The 21,625-nt window shown below is 45.0% G+C and carries 13 protein-coding genes and 1 pseudogene; 5 read left to right on the top strand and 9 right to left on the bottom strand.

The features are described from left to right. Positions 1 to 183: 183 nt before the first annotated feature. The 4 genes and pseudogenes from AB6F11_RS19045 to AB6F11_RS19030 form a co-directional block, all read right to left on the bottom strand. Positions 184 to 2,064, bottom strand: a complete 1,881-nt coding sequence (locus AB6F11_RS19045; protein ID WP_102393633.1) for a RimK/LysX family protein — start codon at positions 2,062 to 2,064, stop codon at positions 184 to 186. A 305-nt stretch (positions 2,065 to 2,369) separates the two neighbouring features. After that, the gene (locus AB6F11_RS19040) at positions 2,370 to 3,179 is read right to left on the bottom strand and encodes a M15 family metallopeptidase (protein WP_102393632.1); all 810 of its coding nucleotides are present in this window, start codon (positions 3,177 to 3,179) and stop codon (positions 2,370 to 2,372) included. Positions 3,180 to 3,278: 99 nt separating this feature from the next. After that, positions 3,279 to 4,007 (bottom strand): DUF429 domain-containing protein, encoded by a 729-nt coding sequence (locus tag AB6F11_RS19035; RefSeq protein ID WP_102393631.1) that lies wholly within the window; start codon positions 4,005 to 4,007, stop codon positions 3,279 to 3,281. Between the two features lie 58 nt (positions 4,008 to 4,065). Beyond that, positions 4,066 to 5,777: pseudogene (locus tag AB6F11_RS19030) on the bottom strand (class I SAM-dependent methyltransferase). Positions 5,778 to 6,047: 270 nt separating this feature from the next. Between AB6F11_RS19030 and AB6F11_RS19025 the strand changes: the two are divergent. From AB6F11_RS19025 to AB6F11_RS19010, 4 genes are all read left to right on the top strand, one after another. Beyond that, positions 6,048 to 6,986, top strand: a complete 939-nt coding sequence (locus AB6F11_RS19025) for a hypothetical protein (protein WP_102393630.1) — start codon at positions 6,048 to 6,050, stop codon at positions 6,984 to 6,986. Positions 6,987 to 7,183: 197 nt separating this feature from the next. Beyond that, a complete protein-coding gene (locus tag AB6F11_RS19020; RefSeq protein ID WP_102393629.1) occupies positions 7,184 to 7,951 on the top strand; it encodes a 1-acylglycerol-3-phosphate O-acyltransferase in 768 nt (255 codons plus the stop codon). 147 nt (positions 7,952 to 8,098) lie between these two features. Further along, positions 8,099 to 9,469, top strand: a complete 1,371-nt coding sequence (locus tag AB6F11_RS19015; RefSeq protein ID WP_102393628.1) for an MBL fold metallo-hydrolase — start codon at positions 8,099 to 8,101, stop codon at positions 9,467 to 9,469. A gap of 455 nt (positions 9,470 to 9,924) precedes the next feature. After that, complete coding sequence (locus tag AB6F11_RS19010) at positions 9,925 to 11,472, top strand: sodium:alanine symporter family protein (RefSeq protein ID WP_017069529.1); 1,548 nt, start codon at positions 9,925 to 9,927, stop codon at positions 11,470 to 11,472. Positions 11,473 to 11,618: 146 nt separating this feature from the next. On the opposite strand, the gene AB6F11_RS19005 is transcribed toward AB6F11_RS19010, so the two are convergent. From AB6F11_RS19005 to guaB, 5 genes are all read right to left on the bottom strand, one after another. Further along, the gene (locus AB6F11_RS19005) at positions 11,619 to 12,212 is read right to left on the bottom strand and encodes an acetate uptake transporter (protein WP_010440610.1); all 594 of its coding nucleotides are present in this window, start codon (positions 12,210 to 12,212) and stop codon (positions 11,619 to 11,621) included. Between the two features lie 506 nt (positions 12,213 to 12,718). After that, a complete protein-coding gene (locus AB6F11_RS19000; protein WP_065584648.1) occupies positions 12,719 to 14,269 on the bottom strand; it encodes a Na+/H+ antiporter NhaC family protein in 1,551 nt (516 codons plus the stop codon). A gap of 274 nt (positions 14,270 to 14,543) precedes the next feature. Further along, positions 14,544 to 16,256 (bottom strand): chitinase, encoded by a 1,713-nt coding sequence (locus AB6F11_RS18995; protein WP_102393627.1) that lies wholly within the window; start codon positions 16,254 to 16,256, stop codon positions 14,544 to 14,546. Between the two features lie 324 nt (positions 16,257 to 16,580). Further along, positions 16,581 to 18,134 carry a glutamine-hydrolyzing GMP synthase gene (gene guaA / locus AB6F11_RS18990; protein WP_017066418.1) on the bottom strand — a complete coding sequence of 518 codons (1,554 nt, stop codon included), beginning with the start codon at positions 18,132 to 18,134 and terminating at the stop codon, positions 16,581 to 16,583. Between the two features lie 365 nt (positions 18,135 to 18,499). Beyond that, complete coding sequence (guaB, locus tag AB6F11_RS18985; RefSeq protein WP_017062496.1) at positions 18,500 to 19,963, bottom strand: IMP dehydrogenase; 1,464 nt, start codon at positions 19,961 to 19,963, stop codon at positions 18,500 to 18,502. A 244-nt stretch (positions 19,964 to 20,207) separates the two neighbouring features. On the opposite strand from guaB, the gene xseA reads away from it, so the two are divergent. After that, positions 20,208 to 21,554, top strand: a complete 1,347-nt coding sequence (xseA, locus tag AB6F11_RS18980; RefSeq protein WP_102393626.1) for an exodeoxyribonuclease VII large subunit — start codon at positions 20,208 to 20,210, stop codon at positions 21,552 to 21,554. Positions 21,555 to 21,625: the final 71 nt, after the last annotated feature.

Here is a 21,625-nt window from a genome sequence, read left to right as displayed (position 1 = left end):
TAAAAATTAAAGTGAATTCCACTTCATTGTAGTCTAGTCGATCTGTCTCTTGAGTAAAAACAAACGATTACTTGAAATATTGTCACGGCAACAATTAACAATCAACAAAAAGCCACACATCCCATTAATGAAATGTGTGGCTGTTTAGATCTGTTCTGCTACGAACTTAGATAAGTTTAGGGGTTACTCCATATCACCTAACAAGTAATCTTCATCGCTGCTCACTACTGCGCCGTGCTTCAAGAAGTTCTTACCTAGGATCATGCTGTATTCGAAGCGAGAACGGTCTTGAAGGTTTACCCTCACCTCTTTCTCTAGGTCTCCGAGCTTAACCTTCATTTCTACCACAGGGCGAATGTTCACCTTCTCGCCTTTCTTGGCTTTGATACGCATTACATCAATCACTGGCTTGGTGAAATCTTGCTTATCGCCTTGGTTGTTTTGATAGGTAAAGCTCACCATGTCTTGGCCATCTTTCTTAAATCGTTTGATGTTGACTGCGTTCATTGAGCTTACATCCGCACCAGTGTCGAGCTTGGCCGGGAACTTCATGCCGTTCACTTCTACTACTTCAATATGCCCAACTTTAAACAGTGGTTCGGCTTTCAGAAGGTAATCAGAACGCGTATTAACGTAAACGCCCTCTTTTGCCATCTTCTTGCCTAAAATAAAGTACGCTTCTTTCTCATTTGTATTGAGCACGTCGATGGCGAACTCTTGCGTACGCACTTTTCCAGACACCGCAAACTCACCACTTACAACAGGGCGAGTATCATCCCCGACTTTAAGCTTCTTAATAATTGGCTTGGTCACCTTCTGCTTCTCACCATTTACATCCGTAAGATAAAATTCAACGGAAGCATCTTTGCCTTTACCTGTCATTTCAAAACTGTCGACCTTCAGCAAAGGTGTATTGACAGTGAAAGAAGCCACAGCCTTAAGCGGGAAGTCATCTAGGGTGATGTCCTCTTCCGGCGAGATAATCATAGGCTGACCAGACTCAGCCACATCACTAAAGTTCTCTGAACCTTCTAATAAAATATTCTCAGCACTGGTGTCAATCATGAAGAGTTCGCTGGCGGTGTTGGTTCCAAATCTCAACTGCGACTCACTACTCGAGCGCTCACGTAGGTACACCAGAACGTCTTTAGTCGTGTTTTCATCGAGTTGAACAGGCACATACACCAAAGGTCTCTTCTTACCGCTCACGCTTAACATACGAACCAACGGCAATGTCATCTCTTTTTGCTTGCCGTCGTTGTCGAACATATCAAACGTCACTTCACTGTTCTTCTTATCTATATCGATGTCTTTTGCATGAAGGATGCTGTAGCGATTTTTTAATGAGAAGGTCGCGTTCATCGCCATTCCAGAGATAGACACTACCTCTTTACGGCCAACCACTGTTGCGTTCTCTTGCTCTTGTAAGTAGTCGTAGCCCGCAAACACCAGTGCGTTATCCGCAAGGAAGGTTTTGCCGATCAATACTGGCGCAGAGAAGTGACTTCTGTCGGTCAGGTTAACGTCTGTTTTTAGCTCTTGGTCTGCAATGGTAAGCGACATTTTTACGGTAGGACGAAGTAAAGGCGTGCTGCTAGTGCGGCTGCGTATCATGCTGACACGCTCTAAAGGCGCTTCGATTAATACCATATCTCCTGTACGTGGGTTTTGAACCTTAAAAGACACCACAGCTTCATATTTCGCAAAGGTGCTGCCTTCCCAATCATCGTAATCAACATCAGAATTGTTCAACAGGTCTTCGGTTAACGCCGCCATCAACTCTTTGTCTTTGAGGTTTTGGTAATCGGGATTAGAGCTCTTCACATGAATGTCTTCAGCATGCATAGAAGTGGTTTCTGCACCGGTATCAATTTTACCAATGAAAGGAACGTCTTTTAGCCCTTGAACGCTAGATAAGTACACGTTCTCAGTGCGACCTAATACCGACTTACCATCGAGTTCGTAAGTGGGATTTTGAGTGGTAGGTGAAGTGTCAGTAGCCAAAGTGTATTGTGAAAAAAGTAGAGTGCTTAAAAGAGTTAGAGCCAAAGGTATCTTTTTCATTAGTTGGTCCGTTGTGATCAGTTCACTAATAATACTGGCGTTTCAGCGAAGAGTTCCCCCACCAGTAATGGTTCTCACATAACGTTAACGCTATGAGTTTTTAAATGACAAACCGATGACTTTGCGCTGCATTCGCTTATCGATTATTGACTAATGGACACCCAATAACCTTTTCAATACTCAGTGTTCTATTGAAGAAATGAATACAAAAAAGGCCAACAACGAGCGCTGACCTTAGCGATTCAAAACACACCTGAAGCGAGTTTAACTTGCTAAAACACAAACGGTTCTAGATAAACATAGCACTAAAAAGTCCCGACTGTTTTCTTTGCGCAGACAGCTCGAGCTTTTTCTGCGTCCTCACCTTTATTTTTGAGATAGCACTGTCGATAAGATTCGACGTAGCGCTCAAATAACACCTCGGCTTCAGGTTGTGGTTTAGAGAGCAGTTGGTTAACGAACTTTCTTGATCCAACCTCAAAATGCTGAGTATCGATTGGGCTATTCCAATCCCCTCCCCAGATCATAAATCCGTGATGGGCAAACAGCTCCACCACATCTTCAGCCATGCCGCGGCGTTCTATTTCATCACGCGCACGAAAGCGAGTACGGTTCACATAGCTTGTCGCAGATTGTGAAGGCTTTACCGTTATTTTTCCGTTGCTATCGAACTCTAAGAAAGGGTTTTGAACTGGGTTGATGTCTATCGCCACACCATAGGCATGTTTCGACCAACCTCCTCCGCCTGTAATAGGGCGAGCGTTAAACGCGCTGCTGTTGTTCGCGTCCATTGAGGCGTTATCGTCACCTCTGAATTCACGCATTAGGCGAGCAGAATGAAGAGGAAAATTGCGCTGTTTAAGCTCTGAAAAGATTTGTTCAACCGCAGGTGCAACCACATCAAGCACGATCATATTGCCCTGTTGCGTTTCCCCTTTGAAATTAATGAAGTCGAAATCCACTTTGGATAGTCGCTCACAACCAACAGGCGCACCACTACTCAAAACATTGTTCTTTTTCATCATGTCGCATTGCCATTGAGATATAGGGGCAACTTGGGCATAACTCGCAGCACTGAGCACAGTGGCCAGCCAGCCGACAATAAAACGTTTCATATCAAAGACTCACAAATAGTAAGAGTGAAAAGTAGCAGATGTTTGAAAATAGCATAAGTTGAAAAATAACATATTTAGCCAAGTGGAGCGCCCGCTTTGTTAGCGCGTTTTATCCCAATAGACAATCTCTCGAACTCGTCCATTCTGGTCGACATCCGCTTCTCCACCAACATCAGAAGGCTCAGGTAAGGTCGATAATTGCGGAGCGTAATAGGCAACCAACATAAGTACGAACGCATCGTAAATATCGTCTATCGCGACGTCTTTACGTTTAGTGTTTGAAATGGCCAACGACAAGCCATCACACCATTGAGGGGCGAGTTGCTGAATAATAGAAAGCCGTTCTTCTTTGCCTTCTGGCGTTCGTTTTGAAAACGTCAGCGGCTCGCCTTTCAAAGCTGCAAACACCACCTCAGGATGTGATTCCCTGATAGAAAGATTGGGATGAGTTTCAATGAGCTCATCAAGCTCGCAGATCTTGGGCACAATCCCCCAAGTCTGTTTAGAAAACTTCTTATCAAGCTGTTCCACATTGGCATCACACGCCGCAATGTAATCTTTTTGGTAAACCGCCTCTCGGCACGGAACAGGAAACACGGAAGATCCACGCTTGCTGGTGAGAAAACGTCTTGCTGCTTTATCGCATAATCTATCTGGAGTAAGCGAATCGCTAAAGCCAATAGGCATGTCGATTAACGTTGTTGCTTCCGCAAGATCATCAACTAACTCATCGAGCGTATTTACTACCTTAAACTCAGGAACCTCACTGTCAGAGACAATCCAAGCGAGCCAACCCGCCTTGCAGCCATCAATTCCGATGTATTTCATTATGTTCTCGATGATTAGTTTGTTGAGGGTTATTTGGGATAACTAGCCCACTTAATGATCAGTGCCACTCACTAATCAACAGCCGGCTTTTTACACCACGTACCTGCAAGCCCATTGCGTCAAACACCTCTTCAAAGTCTCGACACTGCGCTGGTATGTTAGGTAACGAAAGCGCGGCTTCTGAAAAGAATTGTTGTTCAAAATGAGCCGAATCGTTCCAAGCGAGTTGCCACCACTCTAGAATACGAGACTTAGACGAGCGCAGCTTTTCAGCCGTAGGAACTTTGTCACTTTTACTTAAGTTCTCTTTGCTTGTAGTAGGAAAGAGGTTCCACTTATCGTTGTTTGGCCAGTAAGCGAAAGGCAAACAATGATCAACGTGATACTCACTTTTAATGTTTTTCCACTCCACACGCTGACAATGTCGGCACGATCAGATCTAAGTTGCTCGACACGTTTACGCACATCGCGAGTATCGTGGTTTTTATCGATCCATACCAAGCAGTCGTGATACGTCTGCAATGAGATACTTCGCTGTCGGTTCAACTCGAAACGCTGCATCTCCATGACCCATTGATTCACCACCAGCGGTTCAATCCAAGAGTGGTAGATTCTAAAGCACTCCCACAGGCTTTCATCGAGAGTGAAATAGCCAAAGCTTTCTAAGAACTCACTGTCAATGACCAGTGATTCTCGGCTCTTCCGTCGTTTGTGAGGTGGGTATATATCGAATAGTCGGTTGTCTTTCGAGCCTTGATAAATGAAAGTCACAGGTCCTGATTTAATGGTGCTGATCGTTTGTGAAAATAGCTTTTGTAGAGCCTTAGCTTCATCGCCGAGAAACATAGCGCCTATCGCTAGATCATCAGCACTTAAGTGTTTGAGTTTATTCCAACCATCCTCTTTTACAAACCCAAGTCCCTTCGTTGTGTTGCTATTTTGCTGAATCCCAGCGCCTTCTATGTCGATATCAATCAGTCGCTTAAACTGCCTAACCCAATACAGAGCAACCAAGCCCACTGGTAGAGAAATTTTCCCATCAGTTCGATCAATCACAGCGCCTGAATGCGCATCCGCAATTCTCAGTAGAGTTCTCAACAAAGCCAACTTGTATGTGGCCGACTTGTTGTCATTCACAATAATGTGGCGCACCTTGTTCAAATCACCGGAGCCATCGTCTGGCAATGTCATCACCACGGTTTGCCACCACACTTCACTGCGGTTCAATGTGTCTTGGCTATCATCGACATGACGAACCAACAAGGCGCTGTTTTTTGATAAACGCTCGAGCTCTTCAATCGAGACTTCATAGCCTTGTCGACTGTCTTGAAACTCCCCATGACGCAGAGTGATCACCAACTTGCCATTTGGAGCCAGCAAGTTAGACAATTTTCTAAATGCACGCTCTCGATGAGACGGGGCTAAGTGCATCCAAACAGCACTGACCAATATCAAGTCAAAACGCATTCCGAGGTTTTCAGTGCGGCTAAGTGAGGGAAGTGAATCATCAATCCAGGTAACACTTGGGCCTGTATATTTCGAGCCTTGTTCGCGTAATGAAACACTTGGTTCTATCGCAATAACATCAGCTCCGGCTTTATGCATCCACAGCGCATCACGACCGCATCCAGCACCGACATCTAGTACTTTATCGCCCTCTAGAGGCCAATAAGCTTGCCAGCTTTTATGCACCGTCTCGAACGTCACTGAGTTGTACTGCTGGCAAAGTATGTGAGCATTTTTATCGTAAAATGGAATCGATGAGGACATATGCGCTATTGGGGTAAGGAGTCTGTCTCAATAGTAATGGGGAGCTTAGGCGATTGCTAGCAGCTCATGCAAGTTCAGCCACACCGAGCAATATTTATCGTTAGTGACTGTTTTATATCGATATCCACCTAGTGAGCTCATCAGGCGAGTCACATCATGAATCAGTTTCATCAGCAAAACAAAAACAAACAAGGTGCAAGGTGACGTGCGAACAGAGATAATTGTTTGAAGATGATTAACTCGCCTAAAGCACCTAGCCGATAAAGACTAATGAACACATACTCACACATAGATACCCCATTCAACCTGCGCTACACCTGTTGGTTTTGTGGTGAACCTTCCAGTAACCTTGTTGAATTTCCCAAGACAGTGCAAGCTGTTGCCAAGATAGGCCATTCACCGATAGCACTGCCGGCTTGTAATGAGTGTGCGAGAATTAACTATTCAAAGAATCTGACCTCAATTTGGTCTGTGCGCGATCAGATAAAACACACTCTGATAGACAAGTACGCTAAGCACCTTGGCATCGGTGAGAACTGGACGGAGCAAGAGCTTATTGATTCTGATTTCTCGGGTTCGACGCTCGGTGGGTTTGGGCGCAGCGCTTGGAAGATGTATCAAATAGCCAAGCAACGCGTCGATTATAAAGGCTGGCCTTTGTCGGTTGATGACATCCCACTTGAGGTATACGACGAAACCAGTGGCTTTGAGTTTGACGGTACTCGTTATGCCTCAATCAATTCATGTATCGACTATTTCACCAAGGCAGCAGGCGTAGACAAAGAGCTGCTCTCGCAACTTGTCGACATCGTTTCATCAGACCGATTTAGCTACGCACTGCGAATCGCCAAGCTGAACAAGAGTGTTTCTAGTACCAAGCGCTCGGAGATCGTCGAAGAAGTGCTGCAACAAGAGTCTGAACAAGAAGAGATACTGCTCGAGCAAGCTAATTCAATGTTTAACCCAAACGTCGAAGAGGTGAATATTTCAGGCTCAATAGCGCCTGTATTTGCCATTCAGTGGGCGCTGGCCAACAAGGTTAAAGATCTAGCCCACCTTTGTGCTCTCGAAGATGAGTATTTTGACTATTTCGAGCACCTCGGGGGCCCTGCAGCTTTCATGTCTTATAACGGCCTACAACTCTACTTAGAATCTCGTCAAGATCCGGAATGGGTAGAAAAATCGGATCCAAATAAACAGTATTGGTGATCATGAGCCATTACTGGTGAACACGTGTAAGCTCGATAACTGTGTCAAGCACCCATTGTTAGTCCTTGTTTTATATAAAGATCTAAAAATTACCCCCTATCACAGTTAATTGTTGCAATTCGGTTAAATAGAGTGAAAACTTCAAGCATCTAAAACTATTTAATCACTGCCATCTTGCGGTGAGTAAGGAGTGAATTGTGCTTGCTGTTCTTCGTATTATTTTGGCTACGGTGTTTATTATTTTCACCACTCTATGTGCTTTTGTTTACTGCTTGTTTAGCCCCAAGAACCCCAAGCATGTGTACGTTTTCTGTCGTTGGTTCAACCAACTCCAAAAGATCATCGGTGTAAAACTGGTGCAGCGCGGCCTAGACAATGCCCCAACACCAGAAAACAGCGTCTACATCTCTAACCACCAAAGCATATTAGACTTTGTAACCGACCCAGGAATGCTAAGACCACGCACTGTTTCATTGGGCAAGCGCGATTTGTTGTATGTGCCTTTCTTTGGTCTGCTGTATTGGATCACCGGTAACATCATGATTAACCGCGAAGACAAGTCCAAAGCACGCGATACCATCAAGCAAGTGGCGGAAGCGATTCATCAGAGAAATCTGTCTGTTTGGGTTTACCCGGAAGGAACCCGTAGTAAAGGGCGTGGACTACTGCCATTCAAAACAGGCGCTTTCCGAATGGCAATTGAAGCCGGCGTGCCTATCACCCCGATGTGTACCAGCACCACGCACAATAAGATCGACTTTAATCGTGTCAATAATGGCATTGTGATCACCGAGATGCTGGAACCTATCGATGTGTCTGGATACAAGCTCAGCGATGCAAGAGAGCTGGCCAATCGCTGTCACGCACTCATGGCAGAGAAAATCGCAGAGCTTGATGCCGAAGTGGCTCGTTTAGAGGCGCAGCAAAAACCAGAGTTGGATTCAGATCGTTCTTCTACGAACTAACTCGCAACGAAACCACTGAGTCATCGCTCAGTTACTTAAAAAGACACTCAACGATCGCAACTCTCATTGTTCTTGTTTTACTTGCTGGCGCTTATCCGCAAAATAAAAACAGGCGTTAACGGCTTTATAGAGCAATGGGAGTAAACGATGGAAGTGATTCACCATGGTGGCAAACATACTGTCACCGGATCTTGTCACGAGCTAAGAGATTCAGGCCAAGCGGTGCTCATCGATTGTGGCCTTTTTCAAGGTTTAGATCTTCAAGGTAAAAAGCTTCAAGGTGCGGACACTCGCCCTCTTGATATTGAATTTGAAACATCCCACCTCAACGCTCTGCTGCTGACCCATACTCACATTGATCATATTGGCCGATTACCTTGGTTACTCGCCAGTGGGTTTAACCAACCGATTTATTGCACGCAAGCCACCGCTGAACTTGCCCCTTTAATGATTGAGGATGGCTTAAAGCTGCAAGGACTCAGCAATAAACAGTCGAAGCTGATACTCAAAAAGATTCATTCGTTAATTGCTCCCAAGCCTTACGGGGAATGGTTTCCAATCACGTCTAAACAGCAAAACAACGGAAAGGATCATGATAGGCCAAATACTCTGTATGCTCGCTTTCAACCTGCGGGGCACATCTTAGGTTCTGCCTATATCGAGATTAAGTTACCCAACCAAGAGGTGGTAGTCTTCTCTGGCGATTTAGGCCCAAGTAACACACCACTACTGCCCGATCCTAAGCCACCACGACAAGCCGACTATCTGTTTATCGAATCCACTTATGGCACCAGTACTCATGATGATATCGCTACGCGAGCTGAGCGCCTCAAAGCAATCATTGATCGTTCACTGCTCGACGGTGGCGTTATTCTAATTCCGGCCTTCAGTATCGGCAGAACTCAGGAACTGCTGTTTGATATCGAGCACCTGATCTTTGAGCATCAACTCCGTAGCGATATTCCTATTATTCTCGATTCTCCGATGGCTCAGAAAGTGACACGTTCATACCGACGCTTTAAAGAGTTGTGGGGACAAGAAGCAAAGCAGCGTCTTGAACTGGAACGCCACCCACTCGCTTTTGAGCAGTGCATTACCGTCGATGGACATAGAATGCACAAGAAAATCGTGAATCGCCTCAAGTCGACAGGTGAACCTGCGATTGTGGTCGCAGCTTCTGGGATGTGTCAGGGTGGCAGGATAATGAACTACTTATCTGCCTTGCTTCCCGATAAACGAACCGATGTAATTTTAGCGAGCTATCAAGCGCACGGGACGCTCGGACGAGAGCTGCAACAAGGCGAAATGCAGGTTTCTATTGATAACAAAGACGTTGAGGTTAATGCTCAAATTCATGGCATGTCTGGCTATTCTGCCCATGCTGATAAAGAGGATCTTTACCAATTTATAGACGGCATCGCGACTCCACCGAAAGAGGTGCATTTGATTCACGGCGAGCCAAATACTCAGTCTGAGTTCGCTAAAGAATTACAGGCGCGAGGGTTCGTAGTTGTTTGAAACATGCATCAAATTAACAACTTTTACTAGGTAGATATTAAGGCCTCAATTATCAAACCTTCAAAAGCCATAGTCTCATAGACCTGCTAGCTCACCTGATGCAGGTGATATATTCCAACCTACTTATCCCACCATCCATATGTCAGCCGTTTATGCTAATCGGCTTTAACCGCTGTTTTGCGCAATTTCGTTTCTTATGCGCACCTCAAGATCCCCTTTCTGTATTAATCACTATTTATTCACTTTTCAAAATACAATAAATCACAACTAGTTGCATATCAGATTAAATGGAACGATTCTAGAATTAGCACTAAGCATTAACAAACACCCTCTATAACTTGCTTTATGTCACAGTAATCCTAATGCGCAGTTAAATAATTTAACACTCGGGTTACAAGTGAAGTATTGTGTTGTTCAAAAAACAATCATAAGCAAAACTAACAGGGAAAATACTCATGCAGTCATTCGTTGATTTTTTGAATGGAATAATCTGGAGCCCAGTACTTATCTACCTATGTTTAGGTGCCGGTTTGTTCTACTCCATCATGACTCGATTTGTTCAAATCCGTCACTTCTTTGAAATGTGGCGCTTGCTACTATCGGGTAAAAGCTCATCAAAAGGCATCTCGTCTTTCCAAGCTCTAGCCGTTTCGCTATCTGGCCGTGTCGGTACAGGTAACATTGCTGGTGTTGCTGCCGCTATCGGTTTCGGTGGCCCAGGTGCCGTATTCTGGATGTGGGTTGTAGCCTTCTTTGGCGCTGCGACTGCTTACGCAGAATCTACGCTAGCGCAAATCTACAAAGAAGAAGACGAAGGCCAGTTCCGTGGTGGTCCGGCTTACTACATTGAAAAAGCAATGGGTCAGAAGTGGTACGCATGGATCTTTGCTATCGCGACTATTTTTGCATGTGGTATTTTGCTTCCAGGTGTTCAGTCAAACAGTATTGGTAATGCTGTAGAAGCTGCATTTGGCTCAGGTGACATGATTGAAACAGCTGTCGGTACATTCAGTTTCGCTAAAATTTTCACCGGTACTGTTGTTGCTATCATCCTTGCTTTCATCATCTTTGGTGGTGTTAAACGTATTGCGAACTTCACACAAATCGTTGTTCCTTTCATGGCATTGGCTTACATCATCATCGCGTTCGTTATCATTCTGCTAAACATCAGCCAAGTGCCAACTGTTTTCGCAATGATTGTTGGTGATGCATTCACACCTATGGCAGGCTTCGGTGCTGCAATTGGTTGGGGTGTTAAGCGTGGTGTTTACTCAAACGAAGCGGGTCAAGGTACTGGTCCTCACGCGGCAGCGGCTGCAAGTGTTGATCACCCAGCTCAGCAAGGTTTGGTACAAGCGTTCTCTATCTACATCGATACTCTTCTAGTATGTTCAGCTACAGCGTTCATGATCATCATCACTGGTGCTTACAACGTTCACGGCGGCGCTGAGGGTGTATTCCTTGTTCAGAACCTAGCAGCAAACATCGGTGCGAATGGTCCTGTATTTACACAGCTTGCTATTGAAAGTGCACTACCAGGCATTGGTAAGCCATTCATCGCATTTGCTCTGTTCTTCTTCGCATTTACAACGATTCTTGCTTACTACTACATCGCAGAAACGAATATTGCTTACCTACGTCGTACCATCAAGATCCCTGGCATGATGTTCGTACTTAAGCTTGTTCTTATCACTGCGGTTTTCTATGGCACAGTTAAAACAGCGAACCTTGCATGGGCAATGGGTGATGTTGGTGTTGGCTTGATGGCATGGTTAAACATCGTTGGTATTCTGATCATCTTCTTCATGTCTAAGCCTGCGCTTAAAGCTCTAGCTGACTACGAAGAACAGCAGAAACAAGGCGTAACTGAGTACACGTTCAACCCTGTAAAACTAGGCATTAAAGGTGCTACTTACTGGGAAGAGAAGTACAAGCGTAAAACAGGCAAGTCTCCTGAAGCAGAAGCTGCAGACACTAAACCTGTAGAGCAACCTTCAGCTTAAGCTTTCCTTAGCAAATAGGTCGCTTTAAAAAAATAGCGCTATTATTAACGCATAAAAAAGGGGTTAGCCATTTCGGCTAACCCCTTTTGTTTTATTCATAACCAATAAATGGCTTATAACAAACTAACTGTTCCCGAGTTAGAGTATTAAGCAGCGATTTCTTGTGTTGCCATTTGAGGTGCTTTCTTCTCACCGATAGGCAGTACTGTGCGGCCGTATTCGTTGTTGATTACTTGTGCCATTGCAAAGTAAATAGCTGAAGCGCCACAGAAGATACCTTCAAAACCAGCGATAGTGCCGATTAGTTCGCTGCCAGTGAAATCACGAGCTGCAAGTAGGAAGAACAAGATAGTTAGTGAACCGAATACTACTTGCTTCGCCACTGGGTAGCATAGAGAACCGATGAACATGAAGCCTGTGAAGATGCCCCATAGTAGTAGGTACCAACCCATGAATGCTGCAGGGCTTGCAGGTAGGCCCATGTAAGGCATCACGATTAAACCAACCAAAGACAACCAGAATAGGCCGTAAGAAGTAAACGCAGTTGTACCGAACGTGTCACCACGTTTGAAACACATTGTGCCCACGATAACTTGGCTCAAACCACCGTAAAAAATACCCATAGCAAGAATCATTGAATCGATTGGAAAGAAACCTGCGTTGTGGATATTAAGAAGAATAGTGGTCATACCGAAACCCATTAAGCCTAGTGGCGCTGGGTTAGCTAGTTTGGTCGACATTGCGAATTTACCTTATTAAAGTGGTTGATTAAAAAAAAACGATAAAAATTATCAGAAAATTTTAATCTATAAACCGTACAACTAGGTAATCCAGTTATCGAAAACTAAGATTGTGTAAATGATCTTATGGAAAATTAGTTTCATAACAACGCTAATTAATTCATAGAACCTATAAATGAACAAATTCCCTGTCGCGCTATGAAAAAGATGCGAGTAACGAGATGCGAGATACGAAAAGAGTCTTTAGATTCGAGTAAGCGGGATAAGAGGAGCAGGTCTCGATTGAAGCGTCATTCCAGAATCGAGGGACGAGATATCTGGAATCTCCTCTTCGATATAAGCACGTTTGGCGCACTAAAGAGATTCCCTATCACGTTCGTTCCTCACTGTAGGGAATGACGGAAGTTTGCTTAGATGCGAGTAAGTGAAATGAAGAACAAGAGAGCGAGCTTTTCGTTACTCGTTTACTCGCATCCCATATCTACTCACTCACCTGTTATCTTAAATTATGCTTGTTGAGCTTTAGACTCAGACACTTGAGATTGAACGTCTGAAGAAGCGTTTTTACTCGCATCGCGCTTGGCTAACAACGTCACGACAATCAACTGAGCAACAAGAGCGCCTAACACAACCAATGCACTTCCCGTAAAGCCTGCGACTACAAAACTAATCAGAGCAATAGAGCCGTTCATCAATGCGTAAGGAAGCTGCGTCTTAAAGTGTTCAAACTGATCACACCCTGCCCCGGTTGAAGAAAGAATCGTGGTTTCAGAAATCGGTGAGCAATGGTCACCAAACAAGCCACCAGACAACACAGCGCCAATTGCGACGAGAAGCGGAGCATCTATCGCAATCGCGGTTGGAATAACCAATGGCATCATTATCGCGAAGGTTCCCCACGACGATCCCGTTGCGAATGAAATGATAGCCGATAATAAAAACGCGACCGCAGGTACTAACCAATATGGAAAGCCGCTCTGTGCTTGCTCAGCAATATAAGCTGCCGCACCCAACTCTTTACCAACGGTGCTTAATGCCCAAGCCAATACCAAGATGATCGCGACTGGCATCATGTTTCCCATGCCTTTTAAGTACACAGAAACACCATCAGACAACTTTCTTACACCGTAGTAAGCCATTAACGAAATTAATGTAATCGCCGCAAAGAAATAAGCCGATGATAACGCCGCTCTAAATGATGAACCTGCGACCTTTTGGAACGGGAAACCTTGTGGTACCAGCATGGCACACAACACCACCAGCATCACTAACAATGGTGCCCAAACAAAAGATGCCTTTGCATTTTTATGCGAGAACGGATTTAGTGATTCGTTATTCACGCCAGAGTTAATTCCCGCCTGGCAATCACGCTCGGCTTTTGCCATTGGCCCAAAGTCTAAACCTTTAACGGACACAAGCGGAACGATGAAAATCGCAAGAAATGCGTAGAACTGAAAAGGAATCGCACCGATGAAGGCATCCCAATCGGACATGTTGACATTCAACGCCGTGAACTCTTTCTGAATAAGGCTCATGATGTAAACACCCCATCCAATGAAAGGGATAAGAATAGCAACGGGCGACGAGGTTGAATCAATGATGAATGCTAGCTTCTGTCTAGAAAGTTTCAGTTTATCGAAAAGGGGACGAAAAACAGGGCCAACAATTAAAGGGGTGCCTAAGTCTGAGAAAAATATAACGATTCCACCCAACCATGCTGACAATTGAGCTTGGCATTTATTGCTTACCCACTGAGTCACTCGCTTTGCAAACGCGACGCCACCACCGGACTTTTCCATCAATGCGACAAAGCCACCGATGAATACCAACAGCATGATCACACCAGCGTTATAGCTGTCGGTAAGTTGAGGGACTAGGTAACCTTTCACCATGGTACCAAACGTATCAAGCGGGTTAAGTTCGCTAAACATGCCAGTCAGCATTGCAACACCACTCAGCACACCAGCAAAAAGGCCTATCACCACATTCCTTGTCGCCAATGACAACACCAAAGTAATCACAATGGGGATGAGTGACGTGATATCTGTCTGTTCCATAGGTACACCTTAACCCTAAAATAAAAGAATAAATATAAATAAAATTTGAATATGAATTCACAATCATCATTTGTACAGAACTTTATCCTCTAACTGGATAATTAGTCTTTAAATGCGCTTCAACATAGCCAAATAGACCAATCACCCTGCTTAAATAGCCAAGTTCGAAACGGAAAAAAGCCGAAAGTAGAAACTTTCGGCTTTTGATTATTTATATCGCTATGGTCGTACTACTGAGCTCGTAACTTAGGCCACCTCTTCAGTATTCAGACTATCAATTACAGCTGATTTCATCCCAGAACCAATTCGATTGAACTGGGCTTTCCCAAACACCTGGGCCGTTTTTAGCCACGAAGCACTTACCGTTATGCGTCACTTTATCGCCATTACTCACTTGGCTAACACCGGCTTGCCACGTAATAAATTCAGATGGATCGACAACCACTGGCGGTTCTGTCACAGGTGGTTCAACGGGTGCAGGGTCTACTGGTTCTGGATCGACAGGGGCAGGATCAACAGGCGTTGGATCTGTCACTACCGGTGGCGTTTGCTCTCCAGCAATCAATTTCCAAGGGCCGCCATTGGTAGGGTCATCCCCTTGTGTCCACCATTTCGCTTCATAGGTTGCACCGTTGTGAGTCACTTGGTCACCCGCGTTGTAAACCTTGGTCGCACTCCAACCATTACCACCCGGATCAGTACCAGGATCTACCGGATCCAGCTTATCGACCACTTTCACTTCAGGCCAACTCGCATGAGAACCATAAAAGTTGGTCACACACTTCTCGTAATCGCCAGCCACCAGTGCGGAATATGCCGTTTGGAATCCAACCAACTCACATTCAAATGAGTATCCTTCAGGACGGTCTGCGTAGTATTTCCAGTTGCCATCCCAGTTGGTGTACAACACATCAGTTGCGCCGTTGAGGTTCAAACTTCCATAAGGCGTTTGTTGCCAACAAGTATTGGCTTCATCCGCCTCTACAGGAATTTCATAATGCGCTGCTAACCCTTCCCAGTAACGAATACGGTTAACTGGCTGGCCTTTGTCTTTATTTTGCTCACCACACTCGATACCGCCATTAATCACGTTGATCGTGGTACCAAATCCATAGCCAATTCCTGCATCCAATTCGCGCTGAGAGGGTGTCCAAGTACGGTCAATCACGTGCAGCATTGCTGGTTTAGGTGCTTGAGGAGTAAGGAAGAACCAGATAGCAGAAGCCAAGTTCAACCATGAATCAGCAACCAAGCCTGGATTATTCAATAGCACCGTTGCATCGCCATCGAACATCACTTCTGAGAACGCACCGTAATTAAAGTGGTAAGAAAGCTGTTTAGCACCACGACCGAAGTAGCCCTGCCCCGCGGCACATGGCCAACGTGCATTCTGCCAATCGTTCTGACCACAACCCGTGGTATAACCTTCTTGGCCTTCAGACCAACCCATTTCACGAACATGCACCAGCGCTTGCTGCCATTCTTCTAGATCTAATGGATTATCAGAGGTGTTGTCTATCGCGATGTGACCGCCCGTCTCTTGTGAGAAATGAGCAAAGGCTGTGATGATGGATTTTTTACAGATGGCGTCGGAGTCACGGCCATCGGTGTACTCTCCACAGAAGGCTGGGAATTTGCCAATCGCACGTAAGAAGCGAGTGTAAGTATATTCTGGCGCTGCCATCTGAGTGAGGAAGTCCCATTCAGATTGAGGGAACACGCGCTCTACACGCTTTATGTTTTCAGGATTCGAGGGGGAACCGGGTTCAATCGCTTCAACGATTGTATTCGGGCGAGTTTGAAGGGCCTGTGACCAGATCGCATACATAGGATCGGATGTTTTCGCTTGTTCAGCAGCTTGTAGAGCCGACTTTTCAACAAGGTAACCATTCGGGTTTTGCGGATCAGGTTGAATGTTCAAAGACGCATGACTTTGCGCTGCTAATGTGCAGCCCAGTACTGTCGCCAAATATTTGATTTTTAACATGATGGATTCTCTTATCTGTCCTTAATAAGTCCATCAAAGAGTATGCTTCACATGTGGAATGGCCTAGCTGTAGCTGTGTGAATTTATAAAAAGTGCGAGTGATCTTTTTGATACATGGCTCAGCACAACAAAGCGTCTCATGGTTTCTTGAGCTGATATCTAGTTTCCAACTCATTTGGTTTCTAGTTATTGTTCATTTGATTTCGAGGTATTGCTCATAAGCCTTTAATGTAATGAATCAATATAATCAATCGAAAAGAAAAAAGCCCCGAACTGAGTTCGAGGCTTAAGATCTTAATCAAAGCTGGTTAAATCTCTAAGAGATTATTCCCACTCGATAGTTGCTGGTGGCTTACCAGAAATATCGTAAACAACACGTGAAATGCCGTTAACTTCGTTGATAATACGGTTAGAAACCTTACCTAGGAAGTCGTATGGTAGGTGTGCCCAGTGAGCAGTCATGAAGTCGATAGTTTCTACGGCACGTAGAGATACAACCCAATCGTACTTACGGCCATCGCCCATTACGCCAACTGAACGTACTGGTAGGAATACCGTGAATGCTTGAGATACTTTGTGGTAAAGGTCAGCAGCGTGAAGCTCTTCAATGAAGATCGCATCTGCGCGACGCAGTAGATCACAGTACTCTTTCTTCACTTCGCCAAGTACACGAACACCTAGACCTGGACCTGGGAATGGGTGGCGGTAAAGCATGTTGTATGGAAGACCAAGCTCTAGACCGATCTTACGTACTTCATCTTTAAACAGCTCACGTAGAGGCTCAACAAGGCCCATTTCCATATCATCAGGAAGACCACCAACGTTGTGGTGAGATTTGATTACGTGTGCTTTACCTGTCTTAGATGCAGCAGACTCGATTACGTCTGGGTAGATAGTACCCTGAGCAAGCCATTTAGCATTCTTCAGTTTCTTAGACTCTTCATCGAAGATATCTACGAATACGTGACCAATGATCTTACGCTTAGCTTCTGGTTCAGCTTCGCCTTCAAGAGCATCAAGGAAACGTTGCTCAGCATCTACTTTGATGATGTTTAGGCCAAACTTGTTGCCGAACATCTCCATAACCTGCTCACCTTCGTTTAAACGAAGAAGGCCGTTATCAACAAATACACATGTTAGTTTGTCGCCGATAGCGCGGTGAGCAAGCATCGCAACTACAGATGAATCAACACCACCAGAAAGACCAAGGATAACTTCGTCGTCACCTACTTGTTCTTTAATACGTGCAACTGCATCTTCAATGATTGAAGCTGAAGTCCACAGACCTTCACAACCACATACGTTAAGAACGAAGTTCTCAAGCATTTTCAGGCCGTTTTTAGTGTGTGTTACTTCTGGGTGGAATTGAACACCGAAGTACTTCTTCTCTTCGTTTGCCATTGCAGCGTATGGGCAAGTGTCTGTTTCAGCGATCTTTGTGAAATCAGCTGGAATCTCAACTACTTTGTCGCCGTGGCTCATCCAAACATCTTGAGTAGACTCAAGGTCAGCGAAAAGTGCAGATTCACCAGTTACTTGTACAGCAGCGTAGCCGAACTCGCGTTCAGTAGACGTTGCTACTTTACCGCCAAGTTGCTCAGCCATAGTTTGCATGCCGTAGCAGATACCGAATACAGGAACACCTGAATCAAATACGTACTGAGGTGCACGTGGAGAGTTCTCTTCCGTTACACTTTCAGGGCCACCAGATAGGATGATACCGTCTGGATTGAATTCACGAATATCCGCTTCTTCTACGTCCCAGCTCCAAAGTTCACAGTAAACACCGATCTCACGAATACGACGAGCTACTAGCTGTGTGTATTGAGAACCGAAGTCCAGAATTAGAATACGTTGGTCATGAATATTTTTAGTCATTGTAAGCAGTCTTATTGGCTATGTGATAAAACGGAGGCGAGTTTACTCACCTCTGATTAACTCTTCAAGAAATAAAGCAAACGTTTTCGTTAGATATCTTTAACCACGTGTTTTGAGAAAATCGGACTTTTAACAAAACAGGCGGTAGATATAATACCAATCACAGTAAGTAAGTGTTCAGGAATAGCGTAGGAAAAAAGCCTGAGAACGAGGCAGGATTTTCTGATAAGTAGTTATTCTACAATCAAAAATTCTAACGAAGTTATCGAGGTTTTTAACAAGCTAGGATGACCAGTTATTTACTACGATTGGTATATTAATGTGCCGACTAAATCAGCACATTATTCAAACGTTTGGACGTATTATTAACCTAAACGGTAGTTAGGTGCTTCTTTCGTGATTTGAACATCGTGTACGTGAGATTCTTTCATGCCCGCACCAGAGATACGAACAAACTCAGCTTTAGTACGCATGTCTTCAACAGTTGCAGAACCCGTTAGGCCCATGCTTGAGCGTAGACCGCCCATCTGTTGGTGAACGATCTCTTTTAGACGACCTTTGTATGCGATACGACCTTCAATACCTTCTGGAACAAGCTTGTCTGCAGCGTTGTCAGATTGGAAGTAACGGTCAGAAGAGCCTTGAGACATAGCGCCAAGAGAACCCATACCACGGTAAGACTTGTAAGAACGACCGTTGTAAAGGATAACTTCACCCGGTGCTTCTTCAGTACCCGCGAACATTGAACCAACCATCACACAAGATGCGCCAGCAACGATAGCTTTACAGATATCGCCAGAGAAGCGGATACCGCCATCTGCGATTACTGGAATACCGTATTCGTTTGCAACTTCCGCTGCGTCTGCGATTGCTGTTACTTGAGGAACACCAACACCAGTAACGATACGAGTCGTACAGATTGAACCTGGGCCGATACCAACTTTAACTGCACTAACACCCGCTTCGATAAGAGCACGTGCGCCAGCACCAGTTGCTACGTTACCACCGATGATTTGTAGATCAGGGTATGCAGCGCGAGTTTCGCGGATACGGTTAAGTACGCCTTCAGAGTGACCGTGTGAAGAGTCGATAAGTAGAACGTCTACGCCAGCTTCAACTAGAGCAGCAACACGCTCTTCGTTACCAGCACCAGCACCAACAGCTGCACCTACACGTAGGCTGCCGCGCTCATCTTTACATGCGTTTGGTTTACGTTCTGCTTTGTGGAAATCTTTTGCAGTGATCATTCCAGTCAGTTGGAAGTCATCATTTACAACAAGAACTTTTTCAACACGCGCTTCGTGCATTTTCTCTTGAACTTCTTCACGAGTTGCACCTTCTTTAACAGAAGCAAGGCGAGCTTTAGGCGTCATTACTACATCAACTTTCTTAGAAAGGTCAGTAACAAAGCGAACGTCACGGCCAGTAATGATACCAACCAATTCGTTTGTTTCAGTAACAACAGGGAAACCGGCGAAGCCGTGTTTTTGAGTAAGGGCTACAACATCAGCGATTGTCGCGTCAGGGCTTACAGTTACTGGGTGAGAAACCACACCAGCTTCGTAAATTTTAACCTGGCGAACCATTTCAGCTTGCTGCTCGATTGACATATTCTTATGAATAAAGCCAATACCACCTTCTTGCGCAAGGGCAATTGCTAGGCGTGCTTCCGTAACAGTATCCATCGATGCAGAGATCATTGGGATGTTTAAAGAAATGTTTTTCGTTAACTGAGTGCGAAGATCAGCTGTGTTCGGAAGAACGGTTGAGTGTGCTGGGACGAGTAAAACGTCATCAAAAGTTAAAGCTTCTTTTGCGATTCGTAGCATTTGCAATATCTCACAACAAAGGTGTTAAAAGGAGTAAACCCAACTTTATCGTTTCGCATAATAAAGTGATTTGGATTTGATATTGCAGACGGATTATACGCACGGCGAAATCGCTTGGCTACACATTTTTGTATTTTTAATTTGCATTTACCCCCTTGCTATGTATTATATTGCCGCTATCTTCCATACTCACGCCCTGTGAGATTCCAAGAAAGACCTTCCTTCAAGGAAAGATAGTGCTTCTATGACTAATCCAAACATCTTTACTGTTTCTCGCCTCAACTCAGAGGTTCGTCTCCTATTAGAAAACGAAATGGGAATAGTCTGGCTCGTTGGTGAAATCTCAAACTTCTCTGCACCTGTATCTGGTCACTGGTACCTCACGCTTAAAGACTCTCGCGCTCAAGTTAAGTGCGCCATGTTTCGTGGCAATAACCGCCGTGTCACCTTTAAGCCCCAGAATGGTAATCAAGTTCTAGTCAAAGCTCGCCTGTCTCTTTATGAGCCACGTGGTGATTATCAACTGATCATCGAAAGCATGCAGCCAGAGGGTGACGGTAAGCTTCAGCAAGAGTTTGAAAAACTGAAGATGAACCTTGCCGCAGAAGGCCTGTTTGCTCAATCGAGTAAGCAACCACTTCCTGAACACCCAAAGCGCGTTGGCGTTATCACCTCAAAAACGGGCGCTGCGCTGTTTGATATTCTTGATGTACTGAAAAGACGCGATCCTTCATTGCCTGTTGTGGTTTACCCGACCATGGTTCAAGGCGAAGAGGCGGCAATTCAGATTGCTCAAGCGATTGGACGAGCTAACGAACGCAATGAGTGTGATGTGTTGATCGTGGGCCGTGGTGGCGGCTCACTGGAAGACCTATGGTGCTTCAATAACGAGATCGTAGCTCGCACAATCGCAGCAAGCCAAATCCCGATTATCAGCGCCGTTGGCCACGAAGTGGATGTCACTATCGCTGATTTCGTTGCCGATATGCGTGCCCCAACGCCATCAGCTGCCGCAGAATTGGTTAGCCGTGATAACAGTCATAAAGAACAAGCTTTCGCGTCTAAACGTGCTCGCTTAGTCAGTGCGATTCGTCATGTGTTAATCAAACAGGCGCAATCCACTCAAACGTTGAAATACCGCTTAGAGAAGCAACACCCTAGCTACCAACTTCAAAAGCAGAGTCAGCAGCTTGATGACCTAGATATGCGTTTGCGTCGTGGTATGACTCAATACCTAAAACAGCATGCACAGCGTGTTGAACGTAAACAGCACCAGCTTCAATTGAACTCGCCAGTGAAACGCCTTGGCGAACAGAAACTGCATCTGCAACGTTCAGAGCAAAAGCTATTGGATGCAATGGACAAGACATTACTAACCACTCGCCACCAGCTCGCTATGGCTGCAGAGAAGTTAGAGACCGTTAGTCCACTGGCAACCCTAAAGCGTGGCTACAGCATTACTCATTCAGAATCGAGCAAGACGGTATCATCGATTAACGATGTCGAAGTCGGTGAAGTGATCACCACTCAAGTTGAAGACGGTGTGATTGAGTCGCAAGTGACCACAAGAGTGACTAAGAGCGAGCTTTAAGTTCGACCTAACGTTTCAATCGAGTAGGAGGAGGCCTCACGGCCTCCGTCCTCTCACACCACCGTACAAGC

The sequence above is a fragment of the Vibrio sp. 10N.247.311.14 genome, assembly GCF_041467715.1.
Classification (GTDB): Bacteria; Pseudomonadota; Gammaproteobacteria; order Enterobacterales; family Vibrionaceae; genus Vibrio; species Vibrio crassostreae_C.
Note: the sequence above shows the minus strand (reverse complement) of the source record. Positions and strands in the feature narration are given on the sequence as shown.

Excerpts from the sequence above, each read along its gene's own strand:
- AB6F11_RS19045 (WP_102393633.1), bottom strand. The coding sequence starts at position 2,064 with ATGAAAAAGATACCTTTGGCTCTAACTCTTTTAAGCACTCTACTTTTT.
- AB6F11_RS19040 (WP_102393632.1), bottom strand. The coding sequence starts at position 3,179 with ATGAAACGTTTTATTGTCGGCTGGCTGGCCACTGTGCTCAGTGCTGCG.
- AB6F11_RS19035 (WP_102393631.1), bottom strand. The coding sequence starts at position 4,007 with ATGAAATACATCGGAATTGATGGCTGCAAGGCGGGTTGGCTCGCTTGG.
- AB6F11_RS19025 (WP_102393630.1), top strand. The coding sequence starts at position 6,048 with ATGAACACATACTCACACATAGATACCCCATTCAACCTGCGCTACACC.
- AB6F11_RS19015 (WP_102393628.1), top strand. The coding sequence starts at position 8,099 with ATGGAAGTGATTCACCATGGTGGCAAACATACTGTCACCGGATCTTGT.
- AB6F11_RS19010 (WP_017069529.1), top strand. The coding sequence starts at position 9,925 with ATGCAGTCATTCGTTGATTTTTTGAATGGAATAATCTGGAGCCCAGTA.
- AB6F11_RS19005 (WP_010440610.1), bottom strand. The coding sequence starts at position 12,212 with ATGTCGACCAAACTAGCTAACCCAGCGCCACTAGGCTTAATGGGTTTC.
- AB6F11_RS19000 (WP_065584648.1), bottom strand. The coding sequence starts at position 14,269 with ATGGAACAGACAGATATCACGTCACTCATCCCCATTGTGATTACTTTG.
- AB6F11_RS18995 (WP_102393627.1), bottom strand. The coding sequence starts at position 16,256 with ATGTTAAAAATCAAATATTTGGCGACAGTACTGGGCTGCACATTAGCA.
- guaA (WP_017066418.1), bottom strand. The coding sequence starts at position 18,134 with ATGACTAAAAATATTCATGACCAACGTATTCTAATTCTGGACTTCGGT.
- guaB (WP_017062496.1), bottom strand. The coding sequence starts at position 19,963 with ATGCTACGAATCGCAAAAGAAGCTTTAACTTTTGATGACGTTTTACTC.
- xseA (WP_102393626.1), top strand. The coding sequence starts at position 20,208 with ATGACTAATCCAAACATCTTTACTGTTTCTCGCCTCAACTCAGAGGTT.